This window comes from Streptomyces sp. WM6378 (assembly GCF_001279695.1).
GTDB lineage: Bacteria > Actinomycetota > Actinomycetes > Streptomycetales > Streptomycetaceae > Streptomyces.
On sequence record NZ_LGDD01000120.1, the window covers coordinates 128018 to 146278 of the forward strand.

An 18261-nucleotide genomic window follows, 5' to 3' on the forward strand; every position below is an offset into this window, starting at 1 on the left:
CGAAGTGCTGCTCCATGAACGGCTGGCGGGGAGAACGGTGGGCATAGGCAAGGAGATGCGCCGGCTGTGCGGCGAGCTGGTCGCGGGAATCACGATCCCCGCCCCGGCGGAGCCGACCGCTCTGTACGCCGCCCTGTGCGAGGGCATGAGCAAGCGCCGGGGCCGCCCCGTCGAGTTCCGCATGGCGGCCTTCCCGCCCGGCACCGCGAGCGGGCTCTGGCTCGACATGGCGGACCGGGATCTGGTGGTGGTGGAGGAGCGCACGACACCCGATCACCAACTGGTCATCCTCGGGCACGAGTTGTGGCACATGGACGCGGGGCACGGCAGCCACCATGTGGCGGGCGCGGCGGTCGCCGCCCGGCTGCTGACCGCGGACGGCGACCTGGGCGCGGCCGTACGCAAGGTGGCGGCCCGGACGCGTTCCCACTTGGCGGAGGAGTCCGAGGCGGAGAGCTTCGGGCTGCTGCTCGGCAGCAAGTGCCGCCCCTGGCTGCCCGGTTCAGGGGCATACGTGCCCGCGCACCGGGACGCCATCGCCGGTCGGATCGAAGCCTCCCTGGGCTATCACCGACCACAGGGCTGACGCGTGAAGGACCTGGATTTCTACGTCCCGGCCGTGCTGCTCGCCATCGGGTTCGCCTGCCGGGTGCCCGGCATGCGCCGCACCTGGCGCGACCCGCTGCTCCGAACCGTCAACGCGCTTCTGCTCGTGGCCAGTTCGGTGCTCTTCTTCGCCGCGCCGACGACGATCGCGGAAGTCAACCGCATCACCGGGGTGCCGAACTTCTCCGCTCCGCTGGTCTACTCGATCCTCACCGCGTACAACGCCGCCTGCCTAGTGATGATCATCAACTGGCGGGGCGGCCCCCCGAAGGCGGCCCGCCGGGCGAGCCTGCGGTGTCTGGCGGCCTACGCCCTCGTGATCATCGCGCTGTTCACCCTGTTCGCTCTCGGGGACGCCTCCGAGGAGCGGCTCAGGGACCTGGACACGTACTACGCGAACACCCCGTACATCCGCGAGATGATCGTCCTCTATCTGGTCGCGCACTCCATCGCCTCCCTGGTCACGACCGTGCTGTGCTGGAAATGGTCGGTCCGGGTGCACGGCTGGCTGCGTACGGGCCTGGTGCTCATCGTCAGCGGGTATCTGCTCAACCTGGTCTTCGACGTCCTCAAGTTCGGCGCGGTCGGGGCGCGTTGGTCGGGGCACGACTGGGACTGGCTCAGTACCAACGCGGCTCCGCCGGTGGCGTCCGTGTCGGCACTGCTCGTCGCCGCGGGCTTCCTCGTTCCGCTGATCGGGCCGAGGCTCTCGCACACTCGGCAGTCCTGGTCCGCCTACCGCAAGCTGGGCCCCCTGTGGCGGGCCCTGCACGCCGAGCCGACGGCCGCGGCTGGTTCGGTGCGGATGGCGTGGTGGTCACCGGCCGAGCTCCGGCTGACCTATCGCGAGGCGGGCATCCTCGACGGGGTCCTCTCGCTCGCCCCCTACTTCGACCTCGCGGTGCACACCGCCGCCAAGTCGGCGGCAGTCTGCGCCGGAGCCGACCCCCGGCGGGCCAAGGCGGTCGCCGACGCGGCCATGATCGCCGCCGCCCTCACGGCGCGGGCGGACGATCCGGAGGGCCTGGCACTGCGCGGCGAGCAGGTGGAGGCCCCGACCGCCATCGAGCGGGCGCGGGACCTGGTGCTGGTGTCCGAGGCGTTCCGCAACTCACGCATCGTCGAAGCAGCCCGCCGCGACCCGGCACGGGCGGGAAGCAAGCAGCCATGAACACACCGGACGCAACATCCTCGGGCTCATCGCACAGGCCCGACGCAACCGCCTCTGCGCCCCTGCGAAAAGGCCGGGCCGTCATCGTCGGAGGCGGGCTCGCTGGCATGCTGTCGGCGGCCGCGCTCGCCGGACACTGCGACGAGATCACCGTCATCGAGCAGGACACCCTGCCCACGGGGCCGCAGCCGCGCAAGTGCCTCCCCCAGGCCCGGCACGGCCACATGCTCTGGTGCGGCGGGGCCGAGGCGATGGAACGCCTGGTGCCCGGGGTGATGGAGGACTGGCTGGCCCGCGGCGCGCACCGGATACCTCTGACGTCCGGGATGGTCGGCCTGTCGGCGCAGGGCTGGTTCCGGCGCTGGCGTGATTCCCACTACCTGATCTCCTGCGGCCGCGACCTCCTGGACTGGGTGGTACGCGAACGGGTCACCGCCCGCCCCTCGGTGAGGGTGCTCCAGCGGACCAAGGTGCTTTCCCTGACGGGTGGCCCGGGCAGGATCACCGGTGTCCGGGTGCGTACGGAGGACGGTGTCGAGCGGGTCGTCGAGGCCGACCTGATCGTCGACGCCGGCGGCCGGGGTTCGCGCGCCCAGCAGTGGCTCACCGAACTCGGCGTCCCCCTCGCGAAGGAGGAAGTGGTCGACGCCGGCACCGTCTATGCGAGCCGGCTGTTCCGGTCACCGGCCGGGGACGAGCCGTTCCCCGTGATCAGCCTGCAGGCCGATGTGCACGCGCCGGTCCCCGGTCGCACCGCGACGCTCCTGCCGATCGAGGACCGCCAGTGGCTGATCACGCTCTCCGGCACCCGGGGCGGCCGTCCCACCGGGGACAACGAGGCCTTCGTGCCCTTCGCACTGGGCGCCCGGCATCCGGTGGTGGGCGAACTCATCGCCGAGGCCGAACCGCTGAGCGAGGTCAGCACCTATGCCAACACCGCCAACCGGCGCAGGTACTTCGAGGACGTGAGCCACTGGCCCGAGGGATTCGTCGCGGTCGGCGACGCGGTCGCCGTCTCCAACCCCGTGTACGGGCACGGCATGTCGGTGGCCGCGCAGAGCGCGCTCGCCCTGCGCGAGGAGGTCGCCGCACGCGGTCTGACGGCCCGCGGACTCGCGCGCCGGATACAGCGGGCGGTGGCCCGCCCGGTGGGCATGGCATGGATCCTCTCGGCCGGGCAGGACGCGTTCTACCCAGGGGCCGCCGCGCACAGGCCCGGCCCGGCCGACCGGGCGCTGTCCCGCTATGTGGGCCGGCTCACGCACACCGCGACCGGCAACTACACGGTGGCCACCGCCCTCACCGAGGTCATGACGCTGTCGGGTCCCGCCACCGGGCTGCTGCATCCCCGTGTCCTGCTCGCCGCGCTGGCCGGACCCGGCAAGCCGCGACTGACGGCCCCTCCGCTGACGGAACGTGAACTCGCCCTCGCACAAAGCCCGCAGAAGACCTCCTAGTCAGGCATCGCGCATCCGACGCGGAGGCGGCCGATTTGGGGCGCGTATCGATGCTTCCATAGGATCCGGCGATGATCACCAGAAAACGGCTGGCGGCCGGAGTGTGCGCGCTGGTCGCCACTTTCGCCACCGGCATCCTCCCGGCCGCGGGCACGGCCTCCGCGGCCGTAGCGCCCGACGGGCAGTCCGAGCAGGCCGCACCCAAGGTCGACCTGGTCCTCGACGTCTCCGGTTCCATGCGGACCGCCGACATCGACGGCAAGTCCCGGATGTCCGCCGCCAAGCAGGCGTTCAACGAGGTCCTCGACTCGGTCCCGCAGGAGGTCCAGCTCGGGATACGGACGCTAGGGGCCAACTACCCCGGCGAGGACCGCAAGGTGGGCTGCAAGGACACCCGCGCGCTCTACCCGGTCGGCCCGCTCAACCGCACCGAGGCCAAGACCGCCGTCGCCACGCTCGCGCCCACCGGCTGGACCCCCATCGGCCCGGCGCTGCAGGGCGCGGCCGAGGACCTCAAGGGCGGTGACGCCACCCGCCGGATCGTGCTCATCACCGACGGCGAGGACACCTGCCAGCCGCTCGACCCGTGCGAGGTGGCCCGCGACATCGCCGCCCAGGGCATCCACCTCACCATCGACACGCTCGGCCTGATCCCGGACGCCAAGACCCGCGAGCAGCTCACCTGCATCGCCGAGGCCACCGGCGGCACCTACACCTCGGTGCAGCACACCGACCAACTCTCCGGCAAGGTAAAGCAGTTGGTGGACCGCGCGGCCGACCCGGTCGCCGTGCCCGTCGCCACCACCGGAACCGCGAGCTGTGAGAACGCCCCGCAGCTCAAGCCCGGCCTGTACACGGACCGCGAGAAGTTCGCCGAGCACCGCTCGTACAAGGTGGACGTGAAGCCCGGCCAGGAGCTGCGCGCCTCCGCCAGCATCGGCGTGGACCGGCAGACCAACCCCGACTACGGCGTCCTGCTGCGGGCGGTGACCGCGCACGGCCGCGAGATCGTCCGCGGTTCGGAGGCCGGCGACGGCCGTACGGACCTGATCTCGACGGGTCTGCGCTATCCCAAGGCCCCCGCCGACGACTCGGACGACAAGACGCCGGAGACCGTCTGCCTCCAGGTCTCCAACTCCTTCTCCGCGCCGCCCGGCGTCAAGACGGACCCGGGGCTGCCGGTCGAGCTCGCCATCGACGTGGTGGACGGCCCCGACCACGCCTCCGACGTGGCCTCCTTCGGCCTCGGCCGGGGCTGGTGGCTGCTCGGCGCGCTCGCGCTGACCGGCCTCGTCGCGGGTCTGGTGTGGGGCTGGATCTCGCGCTGGCGCATCGCGGTCTGGCGGACCAACTGATGCCGAACACCACCTCTCACTCCGGGGGTCAACTGATGTGTACCGTACGGAAGTTGGCGATCGGCGCACTAGCCGGTGCGGCGCTCCTCGGCGGGGCGGCCGGGTCCGCGCTCGCCGACTCGCCATCGCCGAGCCCTTCCGCCTCCAAGAGCGATGCGGCGCCCACCGAGGCGGGCACCGCGTTCCGTACGGCGGTCGCCGTGCAGCAGGGCCAGAAGGCCACCGCGTCCGGGTCGACCGGCGACTACCTGTACTGGGTGTTCCCCGCCGACGCCGGGCAGCGCCCGACCGTCACCGCCAAGGTCACGCTGCCGGACGCCGCCTCCCGGCACGGCGCCTCCACCTGGCGCATCGACGTGTACGACGGTCTGCGCCGCCGCCAGCCCTGCATGTACGGCATGCAGTCCCGCTCGGCGGCACAGGACGCGACCGCGGTCGAGCTGTCCTGCACCCTGCGGCCGACCGTTGCCTGGGCCGACACGTGGTCGAACGATCCGCTGCCGGGCAGCTACTACGTCCGCCTCACCGCCGTCTCGCTGCCCGAGACCGACCGGGGTCTGCCGTTCAAGACGGAGGTGGAGCCGACCGTCCTGGACACCGGCGGCGCGCACGCGGTGGACGGCAAGCTGGCCACCCCACTCGGCGCGAAGTCCGCGGTCGAGCCGGACGGCGGCTGGGCGTCGGGCTGGTGGACCGACCGCTGGCTGTGGACCGGCGCGGGCGGCCTGCTCGCCGCGCTCGCCGGCGTCGGCGGCTACAACCTGACACGGGGCCGCGGGCGGCCTTCGCGGGTGCCGCGGGGGGTGTGAGAGCGGAGGGACGCCTGAGAGCGCTCTCAGTCCCTACGTCGGCCCCGATCCCTCGGGCCGCGCCAGGTGCGAGAGCGCTCTCACGCACCGCTGCCGAAAACGGGCCTGCCCACCCTCCCCACCCCGGGGACGGTGGGCAGGCCCGTTTTCGGCGGTGCCGTACACCCCCGAGCGGCCCCGTCCGTACCAGACTCGGAGGTACGCGACCGAGCGCCACCCTCCGCGAAGGAGTTCCATCGTGTCCTCAGCTTCGAGCACGCCCACCGTCGCCGTACTCGGCACCGGGATCATGGGGTCCGGCATGGCCCGCAGTCTGCTGCGGGCCGGGCTGACCGTACGGGCCTGGAACCGGACCCTGGCCAAGGCCGAGGCACTCGCCGACGACGGGGCCTCTGTGCACGCGGACGCCGACGAGGCGGTGCGCGACGCCGATGTCGTCCTGACCGCGCTGAACGACGGCCCCTCCGTGTCCGCCACCCTCGACGCCGCCTCCCCGGGCCTGCACCCGGGCCAGCTGTGGCTCCAGACCTCCACCGTCGGACCGGACGCGACCCTCGAACTGGCCGCCCGGGCAGCCGAGTTGGGGGTGGCGTACTGCGACGCCCCGGTCCTCGGCACACGGGGACCCGCCGAGGAGGGCAAGCTGACCGTCTTCGTCTCCGGGCCCGCCGAGGCCCGCGAGCGCCTCGCACCCGTACTCGACGCGATCGGGCGGCGGACCGTCTGGGTGAGCCACGAGCCGGGCGGGGCCTCGCGTCTGAAGCTGGTCGCCAACACCTGGGTGATCAATCTGGTCGGCGCCATCGCCGAATGCCTCGGCCTTGCCGAGGGGCTCCAGGTGGACCCCCGCCTCTTCCTGGACGCGATCGCCGGCGGCCCGCTGGACACCGCCTATCTGCACGCCAAGTCCGCGGCCCTGCTCACCGGCGACCTGACGCCCAGCTTCGCCGTCTCCACCGCCCTCAAGGACACCCGGCTGATCCTCGATGCGGCCCAACAGGCAGGCGTACGGCTCGACTTGACCGAGGCGTCGGCCGAGCGGTTCGCCCGGGCCGAGGCCGCCGGGCACGGCGCCGAGGACATGATCGCGACGTACTTCGCGGGCCGTACCGGGCTGTGACCATGCGTGACGGGCCGCGACGGACGCCGGGCCCGGCTCGGCCGGGCGCCAAAAAGTCCGGCGAGAAGGGCGCGAGCGGTTCGATAGCATGGCTCTGCCCATCGGGCGGGGGTGTCACCTGGTGTGATCCTCCGGGTGGGCCTCCCTACCTGGGTTCGCCGCGGCCGCGCCGCGGTGCCGCACGCACGAACATAAGGAGCATCCGAGGATGTCTCGACACCTGATCACCAGCGCGCTGCCGTACATCAACGGAATCAAGCACCTGGGCAACATGGTCGGGTCGATGCTCCCCGCGGACGTCTACTCCCGCTACCTGCGCCAGCGCGGCCACGACGTGCTGTACATCTGCGCCACCGACGAGCACGGCACCCCTGCCGAGCTGGCCGCCAAGGAGGCCGGGCTCTCAGTCGCCGACTTCTGCGCGCAGTCGCACGACACCCAGAAGGCGATCTACGACGGCTTCCACCTGGCCTTCGACTACTTCGGCCGGAGCTCCTCGCAGCAGAACGTCGAGATCACGCAGCACTTCGCGCGGAAGCTGAAGGAGAACGGGTTCATCGAGGAGCGGGCGATCCGCCAGGTCTTCTCGATCGCCGACGACCGCTTCCTGCCGGACCGCTACATCGTCGGCACCTGCCCGCACTGCGGCTACGACAAGGCGCGCGGCGACCAGTGCGAGAACTGCACCCGCGTCCTGGACCCGACGGACCTGCTGGAAGCGCGTTCAGCGATCAGCGGCAGCAGCGACCTGGAGGTCCGCGAGACCCGGCACCTCTTCCTGCTCCAGTCCAAGCTCCAGGGCGAGGTCGAGGAGTGGATCGACCGGGTCGGCGGCGAGTGGCCGCAGCTCGCGTCGTCGATCGCCCGCAAGTGGCTGACCGAGGGCCTGCACGACCGCTCGATCACGCGTGACCTGGAGTGGGGCGTGCCGGTCCCGGCCGACACGTGGCCGGAGCTGGCCGCCGAGGGCAAGGTCTTCTACGTCTGGTTCGACGCGCCGATCGAGTACATCGGCGCGACGAAGGAGTGGGCCGACCTCGACCCGGCGAACCGCGACTGGAAGTCGTGGTGGTACGAGCCCGAGGGTGCGGCCGACGTCCGCTACACCGAGTTCATGGGCAAGGACAACGTCCCCTTCCACACGGTGATGTTCCCGGCGACCGAGCTGGGTGTGCGCGAGCCGTGGAAGAAGGTCGACTACGTCAAGGCCTTCAACTGGCTCAACTACTACGGCGGCAAGTTCTCCACCTCGCAGCGCCGTGGTGTCTTCACGCACGACGCCCTGGAGATCCTGCCCGCCGACTACTGGCGCTACTTCATGATGGCGAACGCCCCCGAGTCCGACGACACGTCGTTCACCTGGGAGCACTTCACCGCGACGGTCAACAAGGACCTGGCGGACACGCTCGGCAACTTCGTGAACCGGGTCCTGTCCTTCTCGCGCAAGCGCTTCGGCGACGACGTCCCGGCGGGCGCCGTGGCCGGGGCCGCCGAGGCGAAGCTGGGCGAGGAGATCGCGGGGCTGCTCGCCGAGTACGAGGGCCACATGGAGGCGCTCCAGTTCCGCAAGGCGGCCGCTTCGCTGCGCGCCCTGTGGTCGGCCGGCAACTCCTACCTGGAGGAGAAGGCGCCCTGGCTGGAGATCAAGACCGACCCGGAGGCCGCCGCTCTCACGCTGCGTACGGCGATGAACCTGATCCACCTGTACTCGGTGGTGTCCGAGCCGTTCATCCCGTCCTCGGCGAAGGCGATGCGCTCCGCGTTCGCGCTGACCGAGGACACGGCCTCCTGGGTGACGCCGGAGCAGGCCAGGGCGCTGGACACGGTTCCGGCCGGTACGGCCTTCACGGTGCCGCCGGTGCTGTTCGCGAAGATCACGGAGGAGGACCTGGAGTCCTACCGCGAGCGCTTCGGCGGCGCGGACGAGGTCTGATCCCCGTACGCCCCTGAGGGGCCCCCGCCCGGTCGGGCGGGGGCCCCTCAGCCGTGTGCCGGGACGAGTCAGGCCGTGAGCAGTGCCGGGTCGCTCACGCCCGTCGCGCCGGTCTCGACGTGGCCGGCGAAGCGGCGCAGGAAGGTGGCGTCGGCGTCCGATGTCACGGACACGTCGTACCAGCTCTTGCTGGAGCGCAGGTCGGCCGTGAACGTGACGGTGGCGCCCGCGGCCACGGTGAAGGTGTGGGTCGCCCCGCCGTAGACGCTCGCGTTCGCGATCTTGAGGTGGACGGTGGTCCTGCCCGCGTTGGTCATGGTGAGGTCGAGGTTGCCGGTGCCGGCGTTGTGGCGGGCGGTGACCTCGGGCCCGGCGGTCTTGCCGGGGCTCTGGAACGTCCGCAGGAAGCCGTTGGGCCCGAACACGCTCAGCTTGGTGACGCCGCTCGAATAGGTCGTGTTCCAGGCGTCGGAGATCGTCTTGCCCGCCTCCGTGGTGTAGGTCCACGGGCCGTCCGTACGGTTCGCGGACGTCACGAGGAACTGCGCGCCGGCCGAGGCGCCGCCACTGAAGGTGAGCGAATACTTGCCGGTGCTCACGTTCGCCGACCCGTCCACGAAGGGCGCGTAGCGCAGCGGGCGGGTGGGCCGGGACCCGGACTCCTGCTTGGGGAGCGTGCCGGTGGCGGGCGGGACCGGCACGAAGTCGGGGTGCCTGTTGTGGTCCGGCGGGATGTAGGCGGTCGTCGAAGGCAGCGACGGGGCCGAGGAGTTGGTGCGGCTGAAGTCGAACGCCGAGGTCAGGTCGCCGCAGATCGCGCGCCGCCAGGGCGAGATGTTCGGCTCGTGCACGCCGAAGCGGCGCTCCATGAACCGGATGATGGAGGTGTGGTCGAAGGTCTCGGAGCAGGTGTAGCCGCCGGTGCTCCAGGGCGACACGACGAGCATCGGCACGCGCTGGCCGAGTCCGTACGGCCCGGCCGCGTAGCTGATGTTGCCCGGGAAGTAGTCGGGGGCGGTCGCGACCGTGGACAGGCCCTGGGAGGCGCCGGAGGGCACGAAGGGCGGGATCACGTGGTCGAAGAAGCCGTCGTTCTCGTCGTACGTGATGAACAGCGCCGTCTTGGCCCACACCGCGGGGTTGGAGGTGAGCGCGTCCAGGACCTGCGAGATGTACCAAGCCCCGTAGTTGGCTGGCCAGTTGGGGTGCTCGGTGAAGGCCTCGGGGGCGGCGATCCAGGAGACCTTGGGCAGCGTTCCGGCCTTGACGTCGGCCTTGAGGATGTCGAAGAAGCCGTCGCCGTTCTTGGCGTTGGTGCCGGTACGCGCCTTGTCGTACAAGGGGTCGCCGGGCTTGGCGTTGCGGTAGTTGTTGAAGTAGAGCAGCGAGTTGTCGCCGTAGTTGCCCCGGTAGGCGTCGCTGATCCAGCCCCAGCCGCCGGCCGCGTCCAGGCCGTCGCCGGTGTCCTGGTAGATCTTCCAGGAGACGCCCGCCTGCTCCAGGCGCTCGGGGTATGTGGTCCAGCCATACCCCTTCTCGTCGTTGCCCAGGACCGGACCACCACCGGTGTTGTCGTTGCCTGTGTAGCCCGTCCACATGTAGTAGCGGTTCGGGTCGGTGGAGCCGATGAACGAGCAGTGGTAGGCGTCGCAGATGGTGAAGGTGTCGGCGAGCGCGTAGTGGAACGGGATGTCCTCGCGGGTGAGGTACGCCATCGTCGTGGACGTCTTGGCGGGGACCCACTGGTCGTACTTGCCGTTGTTGAACGCCTTGTGGCTGCCCGCCCAGTCGTGGTTCAGGTCCTGGATGAACTGGAGGCCGAGCTTGTCCGCCTTGGGCCGGAACGGCAGCACTTCCTTGCCGCCGCCGACCTGGTGGAACACCGACTTGCCGCTGGGCAGCGTGACGGGCCGCGGGTCACCGAAGCCGCGGACGCCCTTCAGGGAACCGAAGTAGTGGTCGAATGAACGGTTCTCCTGCATCAGGACGACGACGTGCTCGACGTCCTGGATGGTGCCGGTGCTGCCCGCGGCCGGGATGGACGCGGCCCGCGCGATGCTCTGGGACAGGGCGGCGAAGGCGGCGGTGCCGCCCGCGAGCTGCATGAACCGGCGCCGGTTGAGTTCAGCCATGAGTGGGGGCCTCTGCAAGCGTGAGGGAACAGGGGGGCGAGAGGGGTGTACCAAGAACACCCGGGACCGCGAAAGCCCCCATGTCGTCACTGTGACGTTCCGCGGTACGGGAAACTAACAGGAACCCCGTGTGGTGGCCCACACCACAGGGTTGTGGAGTTCCTGTGTTCGCCACCTATGCCATCCAGAAGAAGACCGCGGTCATCCGCTTGTCGTCGATGGTGCTGCCGCAGTAGCCGGTCGCGCTGTGCATGGTGTTGGCGGTGTAGAGCAGCAGCCGGTTGTAGCGGTGCGCGACCCGCACGTCCTCGGTGAAGGAGTCCGGTGGCACGAAGCGCGTACCGAGCGCCTCTACGAGGTTGTTGTGCGGGGCGGTGACCATGTTGCCGCCCAGGACACCGCCGGGCAGGCTCTGCCGGAAGAAGCTGGTGCCGCAGTCCTTGGGCGCCTGCGGGTTGAGGTAGAGCACAGCCGCGTAGCGGCACAGCGCGCGCGAATCGGTGTGGGGGCGCGGTTCGCTCTCGCCGGCGCCGACGACTTGGATGCAATTGTGGTTGAGCGTCGCCCCGCCGGGGGCGGTGGCCTGCCACAGTTCCTTGGCCCCGGTGTGCTGCATGACCAGGCGCTCCACGCGGGCGAGCTCGGCGGGCGCCAGGCCGGGCATGGTACGCAGTCCCGGCCAGGACTCGGGCTTGTGCGGATATCCCTCGACCCAGTCGTCCTTGGCCACACAACGTGCCCTGACTTCATCAATGTTGGGCAGCACATCGTCCAACACCCAGTAGTCCCGGCCGAGTTTGGGCTTGCGATAGGGAAGAACCGGGAGCACCGGACGATTGGGGGGCATGCGGCGACCATACTGGCGGGTCACCTGCGACTCTCCACCGAATGGGTCAACCTTTCGCCAATACACGGGAATTGACGTGAGCGCGATTTGGGCACTGCCTCGCAAATGTCCGGCAGATGAATGCACTCCAAAGAAAGGGGAGGGCAAGAAAGGGCCATGGGCGGGTAAGGGATCGCTCCGCGTTTCGTCAGGTGGTCGCTGTTCGGCCGATGGGCTCGGCCGGGGTCGCGGGCGGGGCCGGTCGAGGGTCCCGTCCGCGTCGCGCGGCACCCGGGCGGCGCCCGGCTCACCACTCGGTGTGGTCCCGCCGATGCCCGGGCGGCCCACCGCGACCGTGTCCTGGGCCCCTGACCGACGACGACAACGCGTGAGAGCGCTCTCGGCCGGCAGCCCATCCACGTCGCCCTCCGCGGTGCATGCACCGGAAAGCGCTCTCACCTGCCGCGCTCGACACAGACGGCCACCCCCGGGGCTTTCGGAGGCTGGGATTAGGCTCGCGGGTATATGGACGACCACTCGACTCCGCGCAGCCGGCCCGCCCCGCTCGGGCCCAAGGCGGACAAGGACACCGTGCGCCGGCACAACCTCAGCCTGGTGCTGCGTGCCGTGCACGACGAGAGCGCTCTCAGCCGGGCCGGGGCCGCCGCCCGCACCGGCCTGACCAGGGCGGCCGTGTCCTCGCTGGCCGATCAGCTGATCCGGGGCGGGTTCCTCACCGAGTCGGGCAAGTCGTTCAGTGGGCAGGCGGGGCGGCCGGGCACCATGCTGACCCCGGCCCGCACCGGTCCCGCCGGGGCCGGGGTCGAGGTCAACGTCGACTACGTATCGGTGTGCGTGGTGGACCTCGCCGGGACGGACCGGGTGCGCCTGACCGAGCACCTCGACAACCGGGGCGAGCCGGCGGTCGACGTGCTGGCGCGGGCGGCCCGGATCGCCGCCCGCGCGCTGGACTCGGCGGCCGAGCAGGGACTCCTCCCGGTCGGCGCGGAGCTGGCGCTGCCCGGCCTGGTCTCCCAGGGTGCCGTGCGCCAGGCCCCCAACCTGGGCTGGAACCAGGTAGAGGCCGAGGAGCTGTTCAGCAGGGCCCTGCTCTCCCTGCGCCCCAACTCCCCTGCCCTGCCTGTCAGTTCGGACAACGAGGCCAATCTCGCGGCGCTCGCCGAGCTGTGGTTCGGCGGCCCGAGCGGGCGCGTGGACCACTTCCTCTACCTGACCGGGGAGATCGGCGTCGGCGGGGCGCTGGTCGTCGGGGGTGAACTGCTGCGCGGCGCGCACGGCTTCGCCGGGGAGATCGGGCACGTGGTGGTGGACCCGGGCGGGCCGGAGTGCCGCTGCGGCTCGCGGGGCTGCCTCGAACAGTACGCGGGCCAGCTGGCGCTGCTGCGGTCGGCGGGCCTCGACGAGAACGCCGGGATGCCGGGCGTCACGGAGCTCGAACGCCGGGCCCAGGCCGGTGATGAGAGCGCTCTCGGCGCCCTCGCCGACGCGGGCCGCACCCTGGGCGTCGCCCTGTCCGGCGCGGTCAACCTCTTCGACCCGGACGCGGTCGTCCTCGGCGGCATCTACCGCACCCTGATGCCCTGGCTCGCCCCCGCCGCCGCCCACGAGCTGACCCGCCGGGCCGTGTCGGGCCTCTGGCACCCGGAGAGCGGCCGCCTGCGCGCGTCGTCGCTCGCGGGCGACGCGGCCCGGGGAGCGGCGGCCCGCGTCGCCCGGAGAGTCCTCGCGGACCCGCTGGCTTACGGGTAGGCGGCTCCGCCACAACATCCTCTCGCCGGTGACATTCAACTCCGGGCGCATGCAAGGCAGTTGATCCGATCAGGCGACGATGAAGGCGAGAACTGTCGGACTGACACTCATCGGTCGGCGGTGCCTGGTGGGACGACCCATTCGCTGGGTTGGCCGGTGAGGGAGGCGATCATGTCGAAGTCGCCGTCGTAGTGGAGGATCGTCCGCCGGTTGAGTTCCGCCGTGGCGGCGATCAGCAGGTCGGGGAGGGACAGGGCGCGGTGGAAACCTGCATTGAGGGCATGGCGCTGAATCTGGAGCGCGCGGATGAAGATGGCGTCATCGGTGCCGAGGTAGTCGAAGGCGTGCAGCCAGGTACTGATTCGTGTGGCCTCGGAGCTGTCACGTGCGGAATGGATCATCTCGTACTCGGTGGGCCGGCACACGGCAAGGAGGTAACGGTCATGCAGGGGCTGGAGCACCTTCTTGACACTTGTCTTCGTCCAGCGGGCGAGGGCGGACTTGTCGATCAGGTAGCGGTCCTGCATCAGGCGGCCTGACCTCCGTCGCGGTGACCGTGATGCTTGAGGGAGCCGTCGGCGTTGCGGGGGCCGGTGTTCTCGACGATCTCGCTGAAGTCGAATTCGCCGGCGTCCATGGCGTCGAACCCCTCCTGCCGCAGGTGCCTTTTGACGGCGTCTTCCATGGCCAGGCGGACAGCCTTGGCTTTGGTCTTGGTTCCGAAGATGCGCATGGCCTCGGCGACCATGTCTTCGTCGAGGTCGATGACGGTTCTAGCCACGTGAACAGCCCTTCCGCGGATGCCCTTGTCAGCAAAACGATACCATCGAGTGTCACTCATAGATATCATTTTGGCGGGAGGTCTGACCGGTCCCCGGCCCCAGAGGCGCCCCCTCAGTGATGCCCGTCCCCCCGGTTGAGTTCCAGATACTCCTCGGCCGTCGGCTTGGGGATCTGGGTGCCGGGGCCGTACATGGCCTTCGCCAGGCGGGCCCGCAGTCGGTCGGAGCGGCGCGGTTTGCGTACCACTCCGTTCGCGTCGACGGTGGGCCCGAGCTCGTAGGGCCGGGGCTGCTCGTGGGCGGTGAGGGTGTACAGCTCGGCCTGGGTGAGCGGGGTGTGGACCTCCACGTACTCCCCGTGCGGCAGGCGCTTGACGATGCCCGACTCGCGGCCGTGCAGGGCCTTGTCCCGGTCGCGGCGCTGGAGCCCCTGGCAGAACCGCTGGGCGACGACGAAGGCGATGGCCGGGCCCACGAAGACCCCGATGCGCACGAACCAGGTGATCGCGTTGATCGACACATGGAAGTGGGTGGCCCACAGGTCGTTGCCGCCGCCGATGAGCAGCACCCCGTACAGCGTCAGCCACGCGACGCCGATGCCGGTGCGGGCGGGTGCGTTCCGGGGCCGTTCGGCGATGTGGTGCTCGCGTCTGTCGCCGGTGATCCACGCCTCGATGAACGGGTACACCGCGATCGCGGTCATGATCACCGGGAAGAGCATGAAGGGGATGAAGACGCCGAGTTGGAGGGTGTGGCCCCAGGCGTTGATCTCCCAGCCGGGCATGACCCGGATGAGCCCTTCGGAGAAGCCGAGGTACCAGTCGGGCTGGGCTCCGGTGGACACGAGGTCGGGCCGGTAGGGGCCGATCGCCCACAGCGGGTTGATGGTGGCGACCGCGCCCAGCACCGCGAGCACCCCGAACACGAGGAAGAAGAAGCCGCCCGCCTTGGCCATGTAGACGGGCAGGAACGGCGCTCCCACCACGTTCTCCTCGGTCCGGCCGGGCCCGGCGAACTGGGTGTGCTTGTGGTAGAAGACCAGGATCAGATGGACCACGACCAGGCCGAGCATGATGCCGGGCAGCAGCAGGACGTGGATCGGGTAGAGCCGCGAAATGATGTCGTGGCCGGGGAACTCGCCGCCGAAGAGGAAGAACGAGAGGTACGTTCCGATCACCGGGACGGACAGGATCGCGCCCTGGGCGAAGCGGATGCCGGTGCCGGAGAGCATGTCGTCGGGGAGCGAGTAGCCGGTGAGCCCGGTGAGCAGGGCCAGCATCAGGATCGTCCAGCCGAACAGCCAGTTCACCTCGCGCGGCTTGCGGAACGCGCCGGTGAAGAACACCCGCATCATGTGCACCATGAGCCCGGCGACGAAGACGATCGCCGCCCAGTGGTGGATCTGCCGGATGAGCAGACCCCCGCGCACGTCGAGGCTGATGTCCACGGCGGATTCGTACGCCCGCGTCATGCGGATGCCGTTCAGGGGCACGTACGAGCCGTGGTAGACGACTTCGACGCCGCTCGGCTCGAAGAACAGGGTCAGCCAGATGCCGGTCAGGATGAGGATGAGGAAGCTGTACAGGCAGATCTCGCCGAACATGAACGACCAGTGGTCCGGGAAGATCTTGCGCAGGTTGGCCTTGGCCAGCGTGTGGATGCCGAGCCGGCCGTCCGCCCAGTCCGCGAGGCGCTCGCCCTTGCCGGTCTCGGGCGGCCGTCCGTTGGTTCGGGTGCCTTCGATGCGTCCGCTCATGCGTCTCCCCCTCAGGCGGATACCAGGGTAGACACGGCGTCCCGTCGCGGCCAACAGCGCCCGGGGTAAAGGAATATGATCCACAGTCAGGTGGTGGCTGCATTCGGACGGGTGGCGGCACGTTCAGCGCGGGTGGTGCGTTCGGGTCGTGCGGCGGTGCCCCGCCCCGGCCGCCGCACTCGGTGTCCGGGCGGCCATTCCCGCTGATTTCGGTGGCCGTCCGCGAGAATGCCGTACCGCAGTTTTTGAGGGGCTCGCTCGACAGACGGGACTCGGCACATGACCGAAACCGAAGCGTCTCGCACGGCGCCGGAAGCATTCGAGGCGGGCTTCCGGCTGCGCGATGTGGTGGTGCGTGAGCTCGACGCACGCTGGCCGGCCGGGGCGGACGGCCTCGACGAGGTGTGCCGGCACTCCCTGTTGCCGGCCGGGAAGCTGTTCCGGCCCTGCCTGCTTCTCGCCGCCGCGCAGGCCGTCGGTGGCGACCCCATGAGCGTGCTTCCGGCGGCGGTCGCGGCGGAGTTCGGGCATGTCGGCAGCCTGATCCACGACGACATCATCGACGCGGACACGGTCCGGCGGGGGCGTCCCGCGGCTCACCGCAAGTACGGGGCCGACGAGGCCATCGTCGCGGGCGACCTGCTCTTCTTCTCGCTCTTCGAGTGCCTCGCGGACTGCCGCGAGCGGGGTGTTCCGGCCGACCGCGTGGTGACCGCGGTCGCCGCGATCGCGCGGGCCGGGATGGACCTGTGCCGGGGCCAGAGCCTGGAGGCCCGGCTCACCGGGTGCCGGGTGTTCGAGGTGGGCCCGTATCTGGAGATGGTCCGCCTGAAGACGGCGGCGCTGTTCCGCGCGGCGTGCGAGGTCGGCGGGATTCTGGGCGGGGGCGGACCGGCCGCGCTCGCCTCGCTGGTCTCGTACGCGAACCGGCTGGGCGTGGCCTTCCAGGTCCACGACGACCTGCTGGCCTACACCAGTGATGCGCAGAGCGCGGGCAAGGCACCGACGAGCGACGTCAGGAACGGGCGGCCGGTGCTGCCGGTCATCCTCGCCCACCGCGATGGCGGCGAGTCCACCCGGCGTGAGATCGAGGACTGTCTCTCGGGGCGCACGGATCCGGCCGGGGCATTGGCCGCTCTGGCCTCGATCCTGCGGACGTCGGGGGCGATCGACAAGTCTCTCGCGCTGGCGGGTCGGCACGCGAACGCCGCCATCGGCGCGCTCGACGGACTGCCGCCCGGTGAAGGGCGCGATCTGCTCGCCGAGTTCGTGACCCGGGCGCTGGCGGCGCTGCCGGGCGCGGAGAGGGTGTGAGGACTGGTGGGGCGGCGGACGCTACGACGACCACGGCCGGAAACCGGCCGGGCTGAGCGATCAGAACGCCACCGGAGGGTGCGCGCCCTATCCGTGTCGCCCCGGCTCATCACCGGGGCGACACGGGCGGCGGCGCTTACTACAGGCCGAGCAGACTGGTGACAATTCTGACCAGACCGCCCAGCAGATCTCCCAAAGCTCCCATGGCAATGTCCTTTCTGTGACTGATGCCGGGTTCAAGGAGCTCCGACGCTACCGAGGGCCGTTCGGCGGCGCTCCCCGGCTCACCCATTCGTGGCACCGCCCTTGAATCCCAACGCCGAGAAGCTCCTCCGCGGTCGGATAGGACTCCTGCGCCCCCTGCCGGGTCACCGCCGCCGCGCCCACCCGCACCGCGAACCGGGCCGCCACCGCGAGCTCCTCCCCCGCCCCCAACCGCCACGCAAGCGCCGCCGTGAACGCGTCGCCCGCGCCCGTCGTGTCGACCGGGGCGACCTTCGGGCTCGGCACCCGTACACACCCGTCCGAGGAGGCGACGAGGGCGCCGTCCGCGCCCAGCGTGACGACGACCGAGCGCGGACCGATGGCGAGCAGCGCCCGCGCCCAGTCCTGTGGCCCCTCCCCCGCCAACTCCCCCAGCATGAACCGCGCCTCGTGTTCGTTGACGATCAACGGGTCGCAGGCCGCCAGGACTTCGGCTGGGAGGGGGGCGGGCGGTGACGGGTTCAGGACCAGGCGGGCGTCCGGCGCCAGCGAGCGGGCCACCTCCGTCACCGTCTCCAGGGGGATCTCCAGCTGTACGGAGACGACCGGGGCCAGGGCGAACAGGGCCCGGGCGGCGCGGATGTCGTCGGGGGTCAGGCGCGCGTTGGCGCCCGGGGACACGACGATGCTGTTGTCGCCCGACGGGTCGACGGTGATCACGGCGACCCCGGTGGGTGTGTTGTCCACCAACACGCCCACCGTGTCCACCCCTGCTCTCCGCAGCGAGGCCAGCAACAGCCGTCCGTGATCGTCGTCGCCCACCTTGGCCAGCAGGGCCGTGCGGGCTCCCAGGCGGGCGGCGGCCACCGCCTGGTTCGCGCCCTTGCCGCCGGGGTGGACGGCCAGGTCCGAGCCGAGCACCGTCTCGCCGGGGGCAGGCCTGCGCTCCACCCCGATCACCAGATCGGCGTTCGCCGAACCCACCACCAACAGGCCGTAGTCGTGCATGAATCCGTTCCTCATTGC

15 protein-coding genes are annotated in these 18261 nt (G+C 70.7%); 9 read left to right on the forward strand and 6 right to left on the reverse strand.

Annotated features, from left to right (window positions below; genetic code table 11):
• The first annotated feature begins 55 nt into the window (after positions 1-55).
• The 7 genes from ADK54_RS12460 (at position 56) to metG (ending at position 8451) form a co-directional block, all read left to right on the forward strand.
• Positions 56-586 carry a hypothetical protein gene (locus ADK54_RS12460; protein WP_053725650.1) on the forward strand — a complete coding sequence of 177 codons (531 nt, stop codon included), beginning with the start codon at positions 56-58 and terminating at the stop codon, positions 584-586.
• Positions 587-589: 3 nt separating this feature from the next.
• A complete protein-coding gene (locus tag ADK54_RS12465; protein WP_053725651.1) occupies positions 590-1777 on the forward strand; it encodes an MAB_1171c family putative transporter in 1188 nt (395 codons plus the stop codon).
• Positions 1774-3234 (forward strand): FAD-dependent oxidoreductase, encoded by a 1461-nt coding sequence (locus tag ADK54_RS12470; RefSeq protein WP_107090516.1) that lies wholly within the window; start codon positions 1774-1776, stop codon positions 3232-3234. The genes ADK54_RS12465 and ADK54_RS12470 overlap by 4 nt, the downstream gene beginning before the upstream one ends.
• Positions 3235-3305: 71 nt before the next feature.
• The gene (locus ADK54_RS12475) at positions 3306-4589 is read left to right on the forward strand and encodes a VWA domain-containing protein (protein WP_053725653.1); all 1284 of its coding nucleotides are present in this window, start codon (positions 3306-3308) and stop codon (positions 4587-4589) included.
• Positions 4590-4624: 35 nt separating this feature from the next.
• On the forward strand, positions 4625-5398 hold the full coding sequence (locus ADK54_RS12480; RefSeq protein ID WP_053725733.1) for a hypothetical protein: 774 nt from the start codon (positions 4625-4627) through the stop codon (positions 5396-5398).
• Between the two features lie 235 nt (positions 5399-5633).
• Positions 5634-6518 (forward strand): NAD(P)-dependent oxidoreductase, encoded by an 885-nt coding sequence (locus ADK54_RS12485; RefSeq protein WP_267887002.1) that lies wholly within the window; start codon positions 5634-5636, stop codon positions 6516-6518.
• A gap of 208 nt (positions 6519-6726) precedes the next feature.
• The gene (metG, locus tag ADK54_RS12490) at positions 6727-8451 is read left to right on the forward strand and encodes a methionine--tRNA ligase (protein WP_053725654.1); all 1725 of its coding nucleotides are present in this window, start codon (positions 6727-6729) and stop codon (positions 8449-8451) included.
• 68 nt (positions 8452-8519) lie between these two features.
• On the opposite strand, the gene ADK54_RS12495 is transcribed toward metG, so the two are convergent.
• Together ADK54_RS12495 and ADK54_RS12500 are read right to left on the reverse strand one after the other, a co-directional pair.
• Positions 8520-10583 (reverse strand): phosphocholine-specific phospholipase C, encoded by a 2064-nt coding sequence (locus ADK54_RS12495; protein WP_053725655.1) that lies wholly within the window; start codon positions 10581-10583, stop codon positions 8520-8522.
• 175 nt (positions 10584-10758) lie between these two features.
• Positions 10759-11430: a DUF6445 family protein gene (locus tag ADK54_RS12500; RefSeq protein WP_053725656.1), complete on the reverse strand. Its 672-nt coding sequence runs from the start codon at positions 11428-11430 to the stop codon at positions 10759-10761.
• A gap of 504 nt (positions 11431-11934) precedes the next feature.
• Here ADK54_RS12500 and ADK54_RS12505 point away from each other — a divergent pair.
• Positions 11935-13179 (forward strand): ROK family protein, encoded by a 1245-nt coding sequence (locus ADK54_RS12505; protein WP_053725657.1) that lies wholly within the window; start codon positions 11935-11937, stop codon positions 13177-13179.
• A gap of 107 nt (positions 13180-13286) precedes the next feature.
• On the opposite strand, the gene ADK54_RS12510 is transcribed toward ADK54_RS12505, so the two are convergent.
• The 3 genes from ADK54_RS12510 to ADK54_RS12520 form a co-directional block, all read right to left on the reverse strand.
• Entirely contained in the window at positions 13287-13706 is a 420-nt protein-coding gene (locus tag ADK54_RS12510) for a PIN domain nuclease (protein ID WP_053725658.1), read from the reverse strand.
• The gene (locus ADK54_RS12515; protein WP_053725659.1) at positions 13706-13960 is read right to left on the reverse strand and encodes a type II toxin-antitoxin system VapB family antitoxin; all 255 of its coding nucleotides are present in this window, start codon (positions 13958-13960) and stop codon (positions 13706-13708) included. Before ADK54_RS12515 ends, ADK54_RS12510 begins: the two co-directional genes overlap by 1 nt.
• A 113-nt stretch (positions 13961-14073) precedes the next feature.
• Positions 14074-15717: a cytochrome b gene (locus ADK54_RS12520; protein WP_053725660.1), complete on the reverse strand. Its 1644-nt coding sequence runs from the start codon at positions 15715-15717 to the stop codon at positions 14074-14076.
• A 279-nt stretch (positions 15718-15996) separates the two neighbouring features.
• On the opposite strand from ADK54_RS12520, the gene ADK54_RS12525 reads away from it, so the two are divergent.
• A complete protein-coding gene (locus ADK54_RS12525) occupies positions 15997-17031 on the forward strand; it encodes a polyprenyl synthetase family protein (protein ID WP_053725661.1) in 1035 nt (344 codons plus the stop codon).
• A gap of 252 nt (positions 17032-17283) precedes the next feature.
• On the opposite strand, the gene ADK54_RS12530 is transcribed toward ADK54_RS12525, so the two are convergent.
• Positions 17284-18243 carry a ribokinase gene (locus ADK54_RS12530; protein ID WP_053725662.1) on the reverse strand — a complete coding sequence of 320 codons (960 nt, stop codon included), beginning with the start codon at positions 18241-18243 and terminating at the stop codon, positions 17284-17286.
• Between the last annotated feature and the right edge of the window lie 18 nt (positions 18244-18261).

Excerpts from the sequence above, each read along its gene's own strand:
- ADK54_RS12505 (WP_053725657.1), top strand. The coding sequence starts at position 11,935 with ATGGACGACCACTCGACTCCGCGCAGCCGGCCCGCCCCGCTCGGGCCC.
- metG (WP_053725654.1), top strand. The coding sequence starts at position 6,727 with ATGTCTCGACACCTGATCACCAGCGCGCTGCCGTACATCAACGGAATC.
- ADK54_RS12510 (WP_053725658.1), bottom strand. The coding sequence starts at position 13,706 with ATGCAGGACCGCTACCTGATCGACAAGTCCGCCCTCGCCCGCTGGACG.
- ADK54_RS12530 (WP_053725662.1), bottom strand. The coding sequence starts at position 18,243 with ATGCACGACTACGGCCTGTTGGTGGTGGGTTCGGCGAACGCCGATCTG.
- ADK54_RS12460 (WP_053725650.1), top strand. The coding sequence starts at position 56 with ATGCGCCGGCTGTGCGGCGAGCTGGTCGCGGGAATCACGATCCCCGCC.
- ADK54_RS12525 (WP_053725661.1), top strand. The coding sequence starts at position 15,997 with ATGACCGAAACCGAAGCGTCTCGCACGGCGCCGGAAGCATTCGAGGCG.
- ADK54_RS12520 (WP_053725660.1), bottom strand. The coding sequence starts at position 15,717 with ATGAGCGGACGCATCGAAGGCACCCGAACCAACGGACGGCCGCCCGAG.
- ADK54_RS12475 (WP_053725653.1), top strand. The coding sequence starts at position 3,306 with ATGATCACCAGAAAACGGCTGGCGGCCGGAGTGTGCGCGCTGGTCGCC.
- ADK54_RS12500 (WP_053725656.1), bottom strand. The coding sequence starts at position 11,430 with ATGCCCCCCAATCGTCCGGTGCTCCCGGTTCTTCCCTATCGCAAGCCC.
- ADK54_RS12470 (WP_107090516.1), top strand. The coding sequence starts at position 1,774 with ATGAACACACCGGACGCAACATCCTCGGGCTCATCGCACAGGCCCGAC.
- ADK54_RS12495 (WP_053725655.1), bottom strand. The coding sequence starts at position 10,583 with ATGGCTGAACTCAACCGGCGCCGGTTCATGCAGCTCGCGGGCGGCACC.
- ADK54_RS12480 (WP_053725733.1), top strand. The coding sequence starts at position 4,625 with ATGTGTACCGTACGGAAGTTGGCGATCGGCGCACTAGCCGGTGCGGCG.